Below are 16,346 nucleotides of genomic sequence, written 5' to 3' on the forward strand. Positions count from 1 at the left end.
CGGAGCGAGAGCCAGTGACGAACGGCGTTCGTCATCACGAACACTGTTTTCTTGAACGAACAGTGTTCTCCCATGGAACGGTGTTCGTGTCAAGTACTGTGGGTCCTGTCACCGACCACGAAGGAGCCCCCATGACCAGTCCCGCCCCGCGCTCCGGCTGGCCCGAGCACTGGCAGGACAGGGAGCGGGCACCCCGGCGGCAGCCGCTGAGCAGGGAGCGGATCGTCGAGGCGGCGCTGCGGATCGTCGACACCGAGGGCATGGACGCCCTGAGCATGCGGCGGGTCGGCCAGGAGCTCGGCACCGGCGCGGCCAGCCTCTACGCCCACGTCGGCTCCAAGGAGGAGCTGGTCGAGCTGGTCCTCGACCTCGCCTACGCCGACATCGAGCTGGAGGAGGCCGACCCGGCCCGCTGGGAGGAGCAGATCAAGGGCCTGCTGCGGCGCTCCCGCGAGGCGCTGCTCTCGCACCGGGATCTGGCCAAGGCCGCCGTGGTCGCCAACGTCCCGATCACCCCGCACGCGATGGACATCGCCGAGGCCATGCTCGCCATTCTGCGGGCCGGCGGCCTGGACGAGCAGACCGCCGCCTACGGGGTCGACCTGCTGGGCCTGTACACCACCGCGACCGCCTTCGAGGCCTCCACCCGGGGCGGGGGCAACACCGAGGAGTTCACCGAGCGGATCCACGACTACTTCGCGACCATCCCGACCGAGCGCTATCCGATGATCACCTCGATGGCCGCCGCGCTCACCCGCAACGTCGGCGACGAGCGCTTCGAGTTCGGCCTGGACATCCTGGTCGCCGGCCTCGCCCGGCAGTCCCCGCGCGGCGCCTGAGCCCGGGCCCCTCCGGAGGCGACAGGGCCCGGGCACGACGGAGCCCCCGTCCGTGATCGGACGGGGGCTCGTCGAAGGTCTGCCGCCGGTGCGGCCGGATCAGCCGGCGTCGGCCGCCGGTCGCCGGTTGCGCTGGTCCAGCGAGGCCAGGTAGGCGTTGTACGCCGCCAGCTCGGCGTCACCGCTGCGGTCCTCGGCGCGGTCCCGGCGGCGCGAGAGCCGCTCCTCCGAGCGCATCCACTGGTAGACCAGCGCGATCAGCACGATCGCGGTCGGGATCTCGCCGAACGCCCAGGTGATGCCGCCGGCCAGCTTCTGGTCCGCCAGGAGGTCGGTGCCGGGCGGCGCCCCTTCGGTGGTGAAGGTCTTGACCAGCTGGTGGTTGGCCATCATCACCGCGACGCCGAAGAAGGCGTGGAACGGCATGCCCATGAACAGCTCGATGATCCGCATCACATGGCCCGGCCGGTGCGGGCCCGGGTCCACGCCCATGATCGGCCAGAAGAACACCAGCCCGGTCGCCAGGAAGTGCACCATCATGGCGATGTGCCCGAGCCGGTACTGCATGAGGAAGTCGAACAGCGGGGTGAAGTAGACGCCGTACAGGCTCGCGATGAACAGCGGGATGGTGAAGCCCGGGTGCGAGATCACCTTCACGTAGGTCGAGTGCAGCAGCGCCACCAGCAGCTCGCGCGGCCCGCGCGGACGCCCCTTGCCGGCCGGCCGCAGCGCGCGCAGCGCCAGGGTGATCGGCCCGCCGAGCAGCAGCAGGATCGGCGACAGCATGGAGAGCACCATGTGCTGGATCATGTGCGCGCTGAACAGCACCATGCCGTAGTCGTTGAGCCCGGTGCAGGTGACCAGGATCACCGAGCCGATGCCCAGCACCCAGGCGACCGTGCGCCCGACCGACCAGCTGTCCCCGCGCCGCCGCAGCCGGACCACGCCGAGCAGGTACAGCGCGAGCCCGGCCAGGGCGGCCGCCAGGAACACCCAGTCGGGCGACCAGGTGAGCACATTGGAGAGCGTGAAGGGTCCCAGCTCGGTCATCCCGCCGTGGTGGTGCATGCCTGACATTCCGTCGCCCATCGGCGGGTCCTGCTTTCCGTCCTCGCGGTCCCTGGCTGGGTCCGGTTCGCCCGTTTTGCTTCGTCGTACAGCCTAGGCGGGCCTTACCCCGGCCGGCCCCCCGGCCCCCTGCCGGAGGGCTCAGCCCTTGGGAACGAGAGTGTTGCCGTTGGTGCGGCCGGCGGCGAAGTCGTCGACGTTGCGGACGGTGGCGTCGATGATCCGGCCGACGGCGGTGCGGGCCCGCCGTCGCCGTCGTCGTCAGGTGTCGGAGTAGCCGAGGTCGCCGATGGTCCAGCTGCTGATGTCCTCGATGGCGATGCGGTACATGCCGCCGGTGTGGGGCAGCGCGAAGTCGCCCTGAAGGATCTTCGCCCGGTGGAGATGCAGGTGGGTCGGCCGTGCCGGTGGGCCGTCGGCGGGCGGTGCGAAGAGGGCGGCGAACGGCTTCAGGTGCTCCGAGGTCTGGAGGACCTCCGCCACCCGCTCCCACCACAGGGACACCGGCGCGAGCCTGCCGGTGATCACCGCACCGGGGACCACCACGGTCAGGGACATCTGGTTGCTGTGCTCGGACTCGACCATCGCGGCGATGTCGACGAGCAGCCCGTCAGGGTTCGACATGCCCAACAGAATAGGACATCGCCTCCGCGACCCACGGGCGCCGGGGGCAGGTCCAGCGGCAGCCGTGGGTGCGGGATACGCGCATGAAGCGGGGCGGACGGTCATTCGGGGGTCGGGGTGATCGCGTGGGCGAGTTGGACGCGGGAGTGGAGGTCGAGCTTGCGGTAGATCCGGGTGAGAGTGGCCTCGACGGTTTTGACGCTGACAGTCAGGGCCGCGGCGATGTCCCGGTTGCTGGCCCCGGCGGCGGCGAGGCGGGCGCAGCGTTCTTCGGCGCCGGTGAGGCGGGGGTGCGCACCCGCGTCCGCAGAGCTGGTTTCCAGGCGGTGGAGAGCGTGGGTGGCGGCGTCGGCCCAGGGGTGGGCTGCGTGGGCGGTGAAGAGGTCGGCGGCTTTCTGTGCGGCGGTGCGGGCGCCGGCGCGGCGGCGGGCTCGGCGTTCGGTGTGGCTGAGGGCCAGGAGGGTGCGGCCTCGTTCGAGCGGGAGGTCGCGTAGGCGGTCGGCTGCGTCGGTGAGGCGTTGGGCGGCGGTGTCGTAGTGGCCGCGGGCTGCGTCCAGCAGGGCCCGCGAGCGTTCGAGGGCGGGCAGGACGGAGGTCCGGCCGAGGCCGGTGGCGGTGCGGTGGGTGTCGGTGAGCAGGTCGTCCGCCTCGTCGGGGCGGCCGACGGCGAGCAGGGCCTCGGCCAGATCGGCGTGCCAGCGCAGTACGGACGGGTCGCGGACCTGCTGGCGCTGTTCCAGGGCGCGGACCTCCTGCAGCGGCTCCAGGGCTTCCTTCGGGCGGTCGGCGGCGAGCAGGAGGTGTCCGAGGGCGTAGAGGTTGCGGGAGAGGAAGACCTTGTTGTCCTCGTGTCGGGAGGCGTCGATGCCGCGGCGGGCGTGGGTCAGGGCGGTGTCGGTGCGCAAGGCGGTGCCCTCGACGAGGGCGGAGGTGTAGCAGGCCGGCCCGGGGAACAGGCCGGCGTCGTCGGACAGGGTCTGGGCTCGGTGGGCGTAGGCGAGGGCCTTGGCGCAGCGTCCGGTGCGCAGTTCGGTTTCGGCGAGGCTTCGCAGAAGGTCCACGGTGGCCTCGACGTCCCCGGTCCGCTGGGCCTGCACGAGCAGGGGCAGCAGCGTGGTGCGGGCCTGTTCGGGGCGGTCGTCGAAGAGGGCGTGGCGGGCGGCGAGGTGTTCCGGGGTGGCGTTGACGGGGACGGGTGCGGTGCGTGGCAGGGAGAGCGCGCGCTCCAGTGTGGCGTGGGCTTCGGGGTGGCCGAGGATGCGCTGGATGCGGGCCTGCATGGTGAGGGCCAGGGCGGCGGTGGTGGTGTCGTCGGCCGCGCGGGCGAGGTCGGCGGCGTGGGAGGCCAGGGCGGCGGCCTGTTCGGGGGCGCCTTCGTTGACGTTGGCCCAGATGGCTTGGCGGAGCAGGATCTGTGCGGTCAGGTCCGGTCGGCCGGCTGTTTCGTGGATCGCGGCGGCGAACAGTTCGTCCGCGCTGTGGAGGTGCTGACCGCTGGCGTCTATCAGGGCCAGGAGGGCGCCGACGCGTTGGGCGGGGTCGGTGTCGTGTTCGAGGACCAGGCGGGTGGCGGCCCGGGCGCGGGGGAGGTCGCCGCAGTGCGAGGCGTCGCGCACCGCGGTCAGGGCCCGTTCGGTGAGCAGGCCGGTGTCCTCGTGCGGGGTGCGCTGGGCGGCGAGGAGGGAGAGTTCGGCGGCCAGCGGGTGTTCGCCGCGCATCCGGGCGTGGCCGGCGGCGCGGGCGGCGTCGCGGGCGGTGTGCCGGGCGGTGCGGGGGTCGCCGGTGTCGGCGGCCAAAGTGGTGTGGCGGTCGCGGCGGGCGGGGTCGTGGCAGGCCTGGGCGAGGCGGGCGTGCAGGACGCGGCGCACGGTGCCCGGGAGCCTGGTGACGAGTTCGGTGCCGACCGCGGAGGCGGTGAAGCGCACCTGCCCGTCGCCGTCTCCGGGGTCGATCAGTGCGGCCGTCTCGGCCTGGGCCAGCAGGTGATCGGCGGCCGGACCGGCGAGGCGGGCCAGCAGTTCGCGGTCGGGGCGGTCGTCGAGCGCGGCGAGCGTCAGCAGTTCGCGCACGTCGTGCGACACGGTCTCGAGCCACTCTCCGAGCAGTCGGCGGGCCGCCGGGGGCAGGGGCGGATCGTCCTGGCCGCTGCGGACGCCGGCCTCGGCGAGTGCCAGGGCCAGGGCGGGGTTGCCGCCGCTGCGGGTGTGGAGCCGGGCGATGGCGTGGGGATCGGGCCGGTGGGGGGAGAGGAGGGAGGCGATCTGGTGGGTCGACAGCGCCGGGACGCGCACCGGGTACGCGTCCTCGTCGATCCAGTGGCCGCCGGCCGCCGGTCGCCATGTGCGCTCGGTGGCGATGGCGGGCAGCTCCGGGGCCTGCCGCAGGGCCCAGCCCAGCACAGCGGTGCTGGCCTCGTCCAGCCATTGGGTGTTGTCCACCACCAGCATCACCGGTGGCGCCTCCCGCAGCACCGTGGCCGTCAGCCGGCGTAGCCGCAGGGCCAGGGCGCTGCCGTGCGGCGAGGTCGGTCCTGTGCCGGCCTCGTCCAGTGCGTCCGCCAACTCCTTCGCTGCCCCGAGTGGTTGGAGAGCGAGCGCGAGTTCGAGCAGCCCGGTGTACGGGATGTCGGCGTCCTGCGGGCCGGGGGCCAGCCGCAGCACGGGGCGGCCCGACCGGCGTGCCAGCGTGCCGGCGGCGGTGGTCTTGCCGATGCCGGGCGGCCCGAACAGCACCACCCGGCGGATGCCGCCCAGGTCGTCGGGCGCGATGGACAGCGCGGTGCCATGCGTGTGCCGAAGCCCAGTGAACCACGTCGCGGAGTCTTGCATCGGGCCATCGTGCGACCCCGGTGCCGCCGCGGTCCAGGACAAGGGTTTCCCCTGATTTCGGCCGCCCTCGGTCTTCCCTAGCCTCATCGCCACAGTCGAGCTGTTCTCCGGTTGCCGGACGCTCCCCACCCATGGCGTCCGGCTGCCCTCACCCCCCTCAACCCCAGCTCGGCGGGAGGAATGTCATGTCCCGCAAGAACACTCTGGCGGCCGCCGTCGCGGCGGCCCTTGCCCTGGGCACCGTGACCGTGGTGGTCACCCAGTCCACCGCGGCCGCCGACTCACCCACCGCCCGCCCCGGCGCGGGGTTCCGCGCGATGGCCGCCGACGTCCGCGCCGAGGCGATACGCACCGCCGACCGGGAGGCCGACACCGTCGCGAAGTCGCTCGGCTTCGGCCCCGACGAGCGCCTGGCGGCGAAGGACGTGCTGACAGACACCGACGGTACCCGGCACGTTCGCTACGACCGCACCTACCGCGGCCTGCCCGTCATAGGCGGCGACCTGGTCGTCCACTACGACAAGGACGGCAAGGCCTCCGGCTCCGACCAGGCTCACCGAGGCGCCGTCAAGGTGGCGGCGGTGACGCCGAAGCTGAGCGCGGGCGAAGCCTCGGCCGCGGCCGTCCGGCACGCCAAGCACGTCAAGAACGCCAAGACCGACGGCGCGGACGGCAGCACCCTGGTGGTGTACGCGGTCGGCGAGGTCCCCGTGCTGGCCTACCGCTCGACCGTCACCGGCGACGGCGAGGCGGGGGCCGGCTCGCGCGAGGCGGTGATCGTGGACGCGGGCAGCGGCGTGCCGCTGGACCAGTACGAGCTGCACCAGGGCATCGGTGGCACCGGCAACGGCGTCACCGTCGGCCAGGTCTCCATCGAGACCACGCAGACCGCCTCCGGCTACACCCTCACCGACGCCTCCCACGGCGGCACCATCGTCTACGACGCCTACAACAGCCCGCAGTCCAACCCGAGGCAGAACGCCCGCGCCTTCTCCAGGACCACCAACACCTGGGGCAACGGCACCGCCTCCAGCCGCGAGAGCGCCGCCGTCGACGCTTCCTACGGCCTGGCGAAGACCTGGGACTTCTACAAGAGCGCCTTCAACCGCTCCGGCATACGCAACGACGGCCGCGGCGCCCCCGCGTACGTGCACGTGGACAACCAGCTGGTGAACGCCTTCTACGACGACAACTGCTTCTGCATGTACTTCGGTGACGGCTCCTCGCAGAACGGCAACACCCCCGTCACCGCCGTCGACGTGGCCGGCCACGAGATGAGCCACGGCGTCACCGCCGCCACGGCGAACCTCAACTACTCCGGCGAGTCCGGCGGCCTCAACGAGGCCACGAGCGACATCTTCGGCACCATGGTCGAGTTCTACGCCGGCAACAGCAACGACCCCGGTGACTACTACATCGGCGAGAAGCTCAACATGCCCAACGGCTCCCTGCGCCGGATGGACAACCCCGCCTCCGACGGCAACAGCCTCGGCTGCTGGACCTCCAGCGCCGGAACGGTCGACGTCCACTACTCCTCCGGCATCGCCAACCACTTCTTCTACCTGGCGTCCGAGGGCACCGGCGCCAAGACCATCGGCGGACGCGCGCACAACGGCACCACCTGCAACAACGACACCTTCACCGGCATCGGCAAGGACAAGGCCGCGGCCGTCTGGTACCGCGCACTGACCGCCTACATGACCTCCACCACCAGCTACGCCTCGGCCCGCACCGCCACCCTGCAGGCCGCCGCCGACCTGTACGGCACCAACTCCCAGGAGCGGTACCTCGTCTCCAAGGCGTGGGCGGCCGTCAGCGTCGGCACCGCACTGCCCGACCCCGGCACCCCGACCCCCACGCCGACCCCCACCTCCACGCCGACCGGCAGCCCGAGTCCGAGCGGCAACGCCCTGACCAACGGCGGCTTCGAACAGGGCACCGCCGGCTGGACCCAGAGCGCCGACGACATCACCAGCTCCACCCTGCAGCCCTCCCACGGCGGCTCCTGGTACGCCGCGATGATGGGCTACGGCACCTCCGCCACCGAGTCCCTCTCCCAGGCGAACATCGCGGTCCCCTCCGTCGGCAGCCCCAAGCTCACCTTCTGGCTGAAGGTCAGCACCCAGGAGTCCGGCGCCACCGCCTACGACACCCTCAAGGTCAACGTCAACGGCACCACGCTGGCCACCTACTCCAACGCCAACGCCGGCTCCGCGTACCTCCAGAAGACCGTCGACCTGTCCTCCTACAAGGGGCAGAACGTGAAGCTCGAGTTCGCCGGCGCCGAGGACCCCTACCTGACGACCGTCTTCCTCCTCGACGACGTCGCCATCGGCTGACCACCCCCCGCACTCCGTGGCCGGCCCCTGCTGTGGGGCGGCGCCGGCCACGGGGCTGCCGCGTCCACGCTGGGCAGCAGCGAACGCGGCAGCCTGCGGCCGACCCGTGGGGCGGGTCGGCCGCAGGGACGGTCCCGCCGCCCGGCCGACCCGCCGGCCGCAGGACGCCCCTCCACCGCTCGACCCCGCCGGGAAGACACCCGAGCCGGCGGAGCACGAGCCCCCGCTCAGCAGCAGACCCGCTGCCAGGAGCACCCCAGGCCGCAGCCGGAACCCGGCTCCGCGCCGACGCCGGCTCCACCACGGACCAGCAGCCGACAACCCGGCGACTGCTCGGCGCCGGCGGGTCCCGACCGGACCCGCACCGGTGGAGCACGGCGTTCTCAGGGATCCTTTCCGTCCGATGTTCCATCCCGAGACTCGAATCACAGCGACTGGCGCACCTGGACGTCGCCGATGCCGAGGTCGCGCCGTCAGGCCGACCGGAGGTCACCGGCCTGATCGATGTCGGCCCGCTTCCCCCGGTCGCCGGCCCCGAACGCGCCGAGGCGTTCGCCGCCCGCCCGGGCCACGCTGTCACCGACGAACCGCTCGCCCCGGCGACGTTCGGTGACCTGCTCGCCCCCCTCCGCGGCGCCGACGCCGCCGGCGGCGTGGCGGCACTGTACGACTTCCCTCTCACCCTCCCGGGCCATGGGATCGCCCCGCCGTTCCGCCCGGGCGCTGCTCGGCCCGCACCCCGGCACCCCCCCTCCGGTGGCTGACGGGCGAGGTCGGGCAGGTCCTGTCCGGCGGCTCGGCGTCCGCCCCGGGCGTCGCACCGGATCCGCCGTCGCCGATGGCCCGACCGCCGGTCCCAGCGGGTGTCCCAGCGCCTCGGCCGGGGACGGGACACCGGGGATCCGGGCGGGCCGAGGGCCCGGGCCGGGACGGCCCGGGGACGGTGGACCTTGGCCCCGGCGGGCCGTTCGCGTCCGGCCGGTCCGGGTGACTGATGTGCAGGTCAGTCAGGGTGTGGCGGGGATTGAGGGGGAACGCCGGATCCGTGGTTTCATAGCCCCTCGGGGGAGGTCCGGACCGGCCTGTTGGCGTCCGTGCAGCGAGAACCGGGGGCTTCGGGGATGGCGGGACCGTCTCCGTGGGGCGTCCGCGGGGTGTCGGGGCGGTCCGGGCGGCCAGGTGCGACACGCCGGGTTCCCGGAACGGCCTCCCCGGCCATCAGACAGCTGTTCGGTAGGTTGATTCGTCATGCTTGGTGTGCGCGTGCTGGGACCGATGGAGGCAGCCGTCGGTGGGGAGCGGCTGGTGCTCGGTCGGCCCCAACAGCGTTCCGTGCTGGCGCTGTTGCTGATCGGCCGGGGCCAGGTGGTGTCCGTCGACCGGATCGTCGACACCCTGTGGCCGAGTACTCCTCCCCGCCAGGCCCTGGCCTCCCTGCATCCCTACATCTCCAACCTGCGCCGGGTGCTGGAGCCCGATCGTCCGCCGCGGTCGGCCTCCGGGGTGCTGCTCAGCGCCCCGCCCGGCTACGCGGTACGGCTGCCGGCGGAGGCCGTCGACGCGTGGCGGTTCGAGGCCGTGGTGCGCGAGGCGCGGGACGCCGAACCGGGTGCCGCCCACCGGCACCTGACGGAGGCGCTCGGCTGGTGGCGGGGCCCCGCGTACCAGGAGTGGGCGGATCAGGACTGGGCGCTCGCCGAGGTGGCGCGGCTGGGCGAACTGCGGCTGGCCGCACAGGAACTGGCCGCCGCGGCGGGGTTGCGAGCCGGGCGGCCGGCGGAAGTGGTACCGACCGCCGAGGAGTTGGTGCGCGCGGACCCGCTGCGGGAGGAGGGGTGGCGGCTGCTCGCCCTCGCCCAATGGGCGACCGGCCGGCAGGCGGACGCCCTGCTGACCCTGCGCCGTGCCCGGACGGCGATCGTCCAGGAGCTCGGCCTCGATCCCGGACCGGCCCTCGCCGAGCTCGAGCCGGCCATCCTGAACGGGCGGTTCGACGTACTGCGGCAGGCCGTGCCCGGGCACGCCGGGAGCGGGCCGGCCGTGGCCGGGACAGCACCCGTGGACCGGTCTCCCGCCGGGACGGCGCCCGCTGATGGGGCATCCGCCGACGTGGCACCGGCCGAGGCCGACGTGGAGGACCGTCCGTGCCCGGTGGCCCGGTTCCTCGGCCGGGAGGACGAGTTGGACGGGCTCCGGGCGGTGGCCCGGGACGCCACCCGTACCGGGGGAGTGGTGCTGGTGAGCGGGAACGCGGGTGTCGGCAAGACCGCTCTGCTCGACCGGTACACCGCGCTGCTCCGCGCGGACGGTTGGACGGTCGTGACCGGTAGCTGCCCCGACGACCCCGCCACGGCACCGGTCGGCGGCTGGGTCCAGGCCCTCACCGCACTCGCGCGGCTCGCCCCGCCGGCTGCCCCGGGCCCGGTCGACGACCTGCTCGCCCCACCACCCGCGGGCGGCGCCGCGGCGACCGCGGACGCGACCGCGGCCCGGGCCCGTCTGCACGCCGATTTCCGGGACCGGCTCACCGGTGCCGCCGCGCGAGGCCCGCTCGCCGTCGTGATCGACGACCTCGGGCGGGCCGACGCGCAGACCCTCGCGCTCCTCGGCCTCGCCGCCTCGCTGCGCGGTGTGCCGGTGCTGGTCGTCGCCGCCTTCCGTCCGGACGACGGCGGGCAGCGGCTGACACCGCTGCTCGACGAGCTGGCCGCGTGTGACCCCCACCGGCTCGACCTGCGGGGGCTGCCCGCGGCGGAGGCCGCCGCGCTGGTCCGGGCGGTGGCGGGCGTCCCCGTCGCCGCCGAGGCGGTCGCGGCCCTGACCGAGCAGAGCGGCGGCAATCCGCACCACTTGGTGCAAGCCGCCCGGTTGTGGGGGGAGGCGGGCGCGCCCGCCTCGGCCGGTGACCTGCCCCCGGGGCCGAGGGAGGTGCTGCTCCGCAGGCTGGCGCGCAGGTCGGCGCCGGAACGGCGGTTGCTGGACCTCGCGGCGCTCTGCGGAGGCGAGGAGGAGACGGCGCTCCTCGTCGCGGCCGCGGCCCTCGATTCCTCGCCGGATTCCTCCGCACCTCCGAGCCCCGTACCGCCGACTGCCGTACCGCCGACTGCCGCCCCGCCGAGCGCCGTACCGGCCGGACTGCTGGCCGCCGGGCTGCTGACGGAGAGCGCTCCGGGCCGGGTCCGACTCGCCCACCCTCTGCTGCACGAGATCCTGGACGGCGAGCTCGCGTCGGTCCACCGCCATGTCCTGCACGGCCGTCTCGCCACGGCCCTCGAACGGCTGCGCCCCGAGGACTGGGCCGGCCTGGCCCGGCACGCCGCCCGCTCCCGGGAGGAGGCCCGTGCCCGGCAGGCCGTCGACTGCGCGCTGCGTGCCGCCGACCGGGCGGAGCACCGGCTGGCGCACGATGTGGCGGCGGAGCTGCTCCAGTGGGCGATCGACGCGGCGGACGTGCTCCCCGGGTCGGAGGCCGAGCGGGCCGGGCGGCTCGTCGGCCTGCTCGGCAGGCTGCTGCGACTGCAGGTCAGGGCCGGTGCGGCCGAGGCCGCCCTGCGGACCAGGGAGCGGGCGGTGTCGGTCGCCCGCCTCGTGGCGCGCGACGACCTGCTGGCCGTCGCCCACGCGGCCTGGACCGAGCCGACGCCCTGGTTCACCCGGCCCCACCGGGAGACCGACCGCAGAACCGTCGAGACCCTCGAACGGCTGGCCGCCCGGGAGGACCTGGAACCCGCGGTGACCGCCGGGCTGCTGCAACGGATGGTCGAGGAGCTGGCCGGCACCGCTCCCGGCCCGGCCCTGGAGGCCGCCGAACGCCAGCTGCGGATCGCGCGTGCCGCGGGCGATCCGGGCCTGCTCGCCGCGGCACTCACCACGATGACGCGGCTGATGCCCCACGAGTTCCAGGGCGAGCGCCGCGGCTTGGCGATCGCCGAGCTGCGGGACCTGACCGAGGAGCACGAGCTCCCGGCCTACCGGTGGGTGTGCGAGCACGTCGACGCGCGGATCGCCGCCGTCTGCAACGACGCCGAGGCCGTACGCGAACACGCCGAGCGCGGGGTGGAGATCGCCCGGCGGTACGGGATGCCCGAGGCGGAGGCCACCAGCACCGCGACCCTGGCGATGCTCGCCCACGCGCGTGGCGAGTTCGAAGAGGCGGAGCGGCTGTACGGGCGGGTCCGGGCGCGGCTGCACGGCGGGAACGCCTGGCACGGCGCCGACCTCTACGACCGCGGGCTGGTCGCCGTCCGGCTCGGCCAGGGCCGGGTGGAGGAACTGGAGCCGCACATGCGGGTGCTCTACGACACCTGGGGTGTGCTCGGCGGGGAGGCGTTCGCCGTCGTCCTGGCCCTGCAGGGCAAGCTGGACGAGGCCCGGGCGGTCCGGCTCGCCCCGGTGCCGACCGCCGACCACTTCTTCGGGGTCCGGCTCGGAGCCCGGGCCAAGCTGGCCTGCCTGCTGGGCGACCGGCGGGCGGCAGCCGAACTCGTTCCCCGCCTGGTGTCGTTGCAGGACCAGCTGGGATCGGCCGCCACGGGGGGCTTCTGCACCCGGCCGCTCGCGCTGGCGCTGGCCGAGGTGAACGTCCTGCTCGGCGACATTCCGGCCGCCCGGCTGGCCTACGCCCGGGCGGAGGAGGTCGCCCTGCAGTGGGGCGCCGAGCACCTTGCCGCGGACGCCCGGGCGGGGGCGGCGGCGCTGACCGCCGATCGACCGGTGATACCTGCTCCCCGCACCGCGCCGACCTTCGCCGACCGGTAGCGCGGACCGGTTGCGCGGACGGGTGGTGCGGTGCGGTGGCACGGGCGGGTCACGGTCGATCCGCGGTGCGTCACGGCTGCCGGGCTCAGGGCCGCGGAGGGCCCCCAGCGGTCAGTGGGAGCCGTCGAAGGCGCTGTCACCGGCGACCCGGTATCCGGCCCGGCGCATCAGCGTGACCGCGGCCGCCGTGCGGGCAACGCCGTCGTGGAACGGGTCGGCGAGGGCGTAGAGGCCGGAACGGCCGGGGATCTCGTGGAAGCCGAGCCGCTGGAGCATCCAGGACGCGTTGGCCCCGGCGGTGCGGTCGGCCGCCACGATGCCGTGCTCCGGGTGGCGGCCGAAGGTCACATCGGCCGGCCCGGTCCACGCCGTCGTCCGCACCGGTCCGGTCCGGAGGACGGGCTGGTCACCGGTCATCACGGCCCGGACACTCCCGGGCGGCGCGTCGCGCCGACCGCCGCACTCGCGACGGCGTCCGCGTCCGCGCCGGCCGGCGGGGCCCCGGTGAGGTCGCCGCGGACCCTCTGCATCTCGCGGCGGTACTGGCGCCGCCCGGCCAGGCGCCAGAGCAGCCGGGCGGGCAGCGGCAGCCGGCCGAGGAACTCCGCCCGCTCGCTCTCGGAGGCGTCCTCCAGGATCGCGCCCAGGGCGATCATCAACCGGTGGCGCGGGGTCCGGGCGAGGCCGCGCTCGCCGACGGCACGCCACTGCTCCGGTCCGATGTGCGCGGCCACCAGGGGCATCACGGTCGCCTCCTCGGCGTCCAGGTGGGCGCGGAGCAGGTCGTGGTGGTCGCGCAGGGCGGCGACCAGCGCGCCGCGGGTCTCCTCGGAAGGGTCGGCCGTCCAGCGTTCCATCAGCGCGGAGGTCCTGCCCAGTCCCTCGTCGAGGGCCTGGTGCTGGGCCTCCACCAGAGCCAGGCGCCCGGCCTCGTCGGGCGTCAGCCGCGGGCGCAGCGGGGGCCAGAGCAGTTCGTCCTCGCCGGTGTGGTGGACGTGCAGTCCCAGCACGTAGAGGTGCCAGGCGCCCGCGAGGACGTCGGCGCGGTCGGTGTCACCCGCGGGAACGGCGGCGACGAGGGTGGCCATCAGCCGCGACTCCCGGCGGAAGATCCGGTGGATCATCGCCATCTCGCGGGTGTAGGGGTGTAGGCCGGCCTGGGCCTGATCGATCGGTGTCACGTGGACCAGTGTCGACAGGACCCCTTGGCAGCCACTTGCTGCCGGAGCGTCGGCCACCGGGGCGCCCGGCGTCGGCGCGCCGCGGTGGCCGGAGTCACTCGACGGGCGGGTCAGTGCGGCGAACTCCGCCCGGGCGACCCGGGGCGCCGCCCCCGCGGTCGCGCCCAGGACGGCGGTCCGGAACTCCGCCGGCAGGCCGGCCCCGGGCAGCGCCGCCGCGCCAAGTGGGCGCCAAGTCCGGCCCGGGGCGCGGGCGCGGCGCCCGTGGCCGCGACCCGGCCGGACGACCGGTAGTCTGGCCCGCGCGCTGCCGCCGGGCACCTCGGTCGGCCGTGCGACGGTCGGTGGCCGCCGCCACTCGCGGGTCCGGTCCCGACGAGGACGACGGACCCGGGGGACGGGTCCCCGGGGAGGCACGACGCAGGTGGAGAGCACGCACCGCCAAGGGCAGGCCAGCCAGGACCAGGAGCCGGGACCGGCACGGCTGGTAGGGCGCGCCGGGCAGACCGCGCGGCTGAGCGAGGCCCTGGAGGGCGCGCGGACCGGGGGCGGCGGGGCGGCGGTGCTGCTGCGCGGCGAGGCCGGCATCGGCAAGACGGCCCTGCTGGAGTGGACCGCCGGCCGAGCGGCCGAGGCCGGGTTCACCGTGCTGCGGGCGGTCGGCTCCGAAGTGGAGCGCGAGTACGCGTTCAGCGGCCTCCACCAAGTCCTCTGGCCCCTCCTCGAACAGGTCGGGGACCTGCCGCCGCATCAGCGGGACGTCCTGGAGCACGCGCTCGGCTTGCGCCCCGGTCCGCCGCCGGGCGGCTTCACCGTGGGGGCGTCGGCCCTCGCGCTGCTCGCCGCGGCGGCCCGCAGCCGTCCGCTGCTGCTGCTGGTCGACGACCTGCACTGGGTGGACTCCTCCAGCATCGCGGTCTTCGCCTTCCTGCACCGGAGGATCGCGGCCCTGCCGGTCGTCATCGTCAGCGCCAGCCGGCCCGAGGACTCGACGGTGGAGGCCTGGTCGATGCACCCGGTCGAGGTCGGCGCGCTCTCGTCCGCGGAGGCCGGGGAACTGCTCGACTTGCGCCACCCGGGCCTGGCCGGCACCACGGCGGCCCGCCTGCTGGACGAGGCGGGCGGCAATCCGCTCGCCCTGGTGGAGCTGCCGCGCCAGCTGCGCCGCGGCCAGCTGCGCGGGATCGTTCCGCTGCCGGAGCAGCTGCCGCTCGGAAGGCGGCTGGAACGGCTGTTCGCGGACCGCCTGGCCGGACTCTCCCGGGCCGCCGAACGAGTCCTGCTGCTGGCCGCCCTGGCCGGGCCGGGGGCGTCCGGGGGCTCGGCCGCCTGGCTGCGAGCGGTGGGCGAGGACGTGGAGCCGGTACTGGAGTCGCTGGAGGCCAGCGGGCTGGCCCGGCTCGACTCGGCCGGCCGTCTCGGCTTCCGGCACCCGCTGGTGCGCCGGGCCGTCATCTCCCGGGCCTCCGGCGCCCGGCAGCGCGAGGCGCACCGGCTGCTGGCCGAGGGCCTGACCGCCGACGACCCGAGGCGGCTGGTGCACGAGTCCAGCGCGGCGCTGCTCCCCGACGACGACCTCGCGGCCCGCCTCCAGGAGGCCGGCCACCGGCTGGTGCGGCGCGGCGGTGACGCCGAGGCGGCCCTGCTGCTCGACCGCTCGGCGGCGCTCACCGCCGACCCGGCCGAGCGGGCGCGCCGACTGACCTGGGCGGCCGTCGCGGCGGCCCGGGGAGGTCAGTTGCGGCACACCGCGCGGCTGGTCGAGGAGATCGGCCGCGGGCCGGTCCCCGCTGACATCGCCCCGTTGTTCTCGTACGCCGTCGTCTACGTGGACCAGAGCCACCGGGTGGAGTTCGCGTCGTCCGTCGAGCTGCTGCCGGGGACGATCGAGGCGCTCTCCAGGCCCGGCGCGGAGGCTTTCGGCGGGCTCGCCGAGCAGGCGTACTTCAAACTGCTGCTCGCCGCCGTGTACACCGGCGACGCCCGGGCCTGGCAGGTGCTCGCCGAGTACCGGGGCCTGGTGTCCCCGCTCGCCCGGCTCTGCCACCGGGCCTGGTCGGACCCGGCGCGCACCGCGCACGGCGTGCCCGGTCTCCTCACCGCCCTGCTGGACGGCCTGAACCGCGGTCAGGAGGCCGGCGCAGCCTGGCTGCTGCTCTGGACGGCCGCGGCAGTGGACGCCGCCGACGGTCCGTTGCGGCGGCGCTTCGCCGGCCAGCACGGCTACGCGACCCGCGGGTCCGTGGCCAAGGCCGAGGTCTACCGGGCCTACCTGCGGGGCCGTTGGAACGAGGACGCCACCTGTCTGCACGAGGCCGAGGCGGCCGAGGAGCTCGGCTACCACTGCAACGCCCTGCTGTTCCGGCACTACCACGCGCACTTCCTGGCCGGGCGGGGCGACGAGGAAGGCCTGCGCGAGGCAGACCGGCGGATCCGCCCGGTCGCCGAACGGGCCGGCATGCGCTTCGTCACCGACCAGCTCGACCACCTGCACGCGCTGGCGGCTCTCGCGCACGGGCGCGACGAGGACGCCTACGGCCGGCTCAGCGCCCTGATGCGGCCCGGCGAGCTGCCGGCCGGCCTGCCCTGGTTCCACCTGCCGTTCCTCGACCTGGTGGAGGCCGCCGTGCGGACCGGGCGCCGGGCGAAGGCGGCCGCGCACGTCGCGGCCGGCCGTGCCGCGCGGATGGACGAGATCTCCGGCCACCA

Annotated in this window: 9 protein-coding genes; 4 read left to right on the plus strand and 5 right to left on the minus strand. The window is 74.8% G+C overall.

From position 1 onward, the window contains the following. Positions 1 to 131 precede the first annotated feature (131 nt). Positions 132 to 839: a TetR/AcrR family transcriptional regulator gene (locus tag BI06_RS35800; protein WP_043475307.1), complete on the plus strand. Its 708-nt coding sequence runs from the start codon at positions 132 to 134 to the stop codon at positions 837 to 839. A 99-nt stretch (positions 840 to 938) separates the two neighbouring features. On the opposite strand, the gene BI06_RS35805 is transcribed toward BI06_RS35800, so the two are convergent. From BI06_RS35805 to BI06_RS54870, 3 genes are all read right to left on the minus strand, one after another. After that, complete coding sequence (locus tag BI06_RS35805; protein ID WP_030396279.1) at positions 939 to 1,907, minus strand: cytochrome c oxidase assembly protein; 969 nt, start codon at positions 1,905 to 1,907, stop codon at positions 939 to 941. A 261-nt stretch (positions 1,908 to 2,168) separates the two neighbouring features. Beyond that, entirely contained in the window at positions 2,169 to 2,531 is a 363-nt protein-coding gene (locus tag BI06_RS35810; RefSeq protein ID WP_043475309.1) for a hypothetical protein, read from the minus strand. A gap of 101 nt (positions 2,532 to 2,632) precedes the next feature. Further along, on the minus strand, positions 2,633 to 5,359 hold the full coding sequence (locus BI06_RS54870; RefSeq protein WP_051742638.1) for a LuxR family transcriptional regulator: 2,727 nt from the start codon (positions 5,357 to 5,359) through the stop codon (positions 2,633 to 2,635). 185 nt (positions 5,360 to 5,544) lie between these two features. Between BI06_RS54870 and BI06_RS35820 the strand changes: the two genes are divergently transcribed. Then, positions 5,545 to 7,698 (plus strand): M4 family metallopeptidase, encoded by a 2,154-nt coding sequence (locus BI06_RS35820; RefSeq protein WP_043475312.1) that lies wholly within the window; start codon positions 5,545 to 5,547, stop codon positions 7,696 to 7,698. 1,248 nt (positions 7,699 to 8,946) lie between these two features. Then, positions 8,947 to 12,456, plus strand: a complete 3,510-nt coding sequence (locus tag BI06_RS35830; protein ID WP_233290422.1) for a BTAD domain-containing putative transcriptional regulator — start codon at positions 8,947 to 8,949, stop codon at positions 12,454 to 12,456. 111 nt (positions 12,457 to 12,567) lie between these two features. Here BI06_RS35830 and BI06_RS35835 read toward each other — a convergent pair whose 3' ends face one another. Together BI06_RS35835 and BI06_RS35840 are read right to left on the minus strand one after the other, a co-directional pair. Continuing rightward, entirely contained in the window at positions 12,568 to 12,873 is a 306-nt protein-coding gene (locus BI06_RS35835; RefSeq protein WP_051742640.1) for a hypothetical protein, read from the minus strand. Continuing rightward, the gene (locus BI06_RS35840; protein ID WP_051742641.1) at positions 12,873 to 13,637 is read right to left on the minus strand and encodes a hemerythrin domain-containing protein; all 765 of its coding nucleotides are present in this window, start codon (positions 13,635 to 13,637) and stop codon (positions 12,873 to 12,875) included. The genes BI06_RS35835 and BI06_RS35840 overlap by 1 nt, the downstream gene beginning before the upstream one ends. Before the next feature lie 424 nt (positions 13,638 to 14,061). Here BI06_RS35840 and BI06_RS55255 point away from each other — a divergent pair. Continuing rightward, positions 14,062 to 16,346 (plus strand): AAA family ATPase (locus tag BI06_RS55255; protein WP_051742642.1); only part of this gene is annotated, 2,285 nt, incomplete at its 3' end.

Source organism: Kitasatospora sp. MBT66, from assembly GCF_000710405.2.
GTDB lineage: Bacteria > Actinomycetota > Actinomycetes > Streptomycetales > Streptomycetaceae > Kitasatospora > Kitasatospora purpeofusca.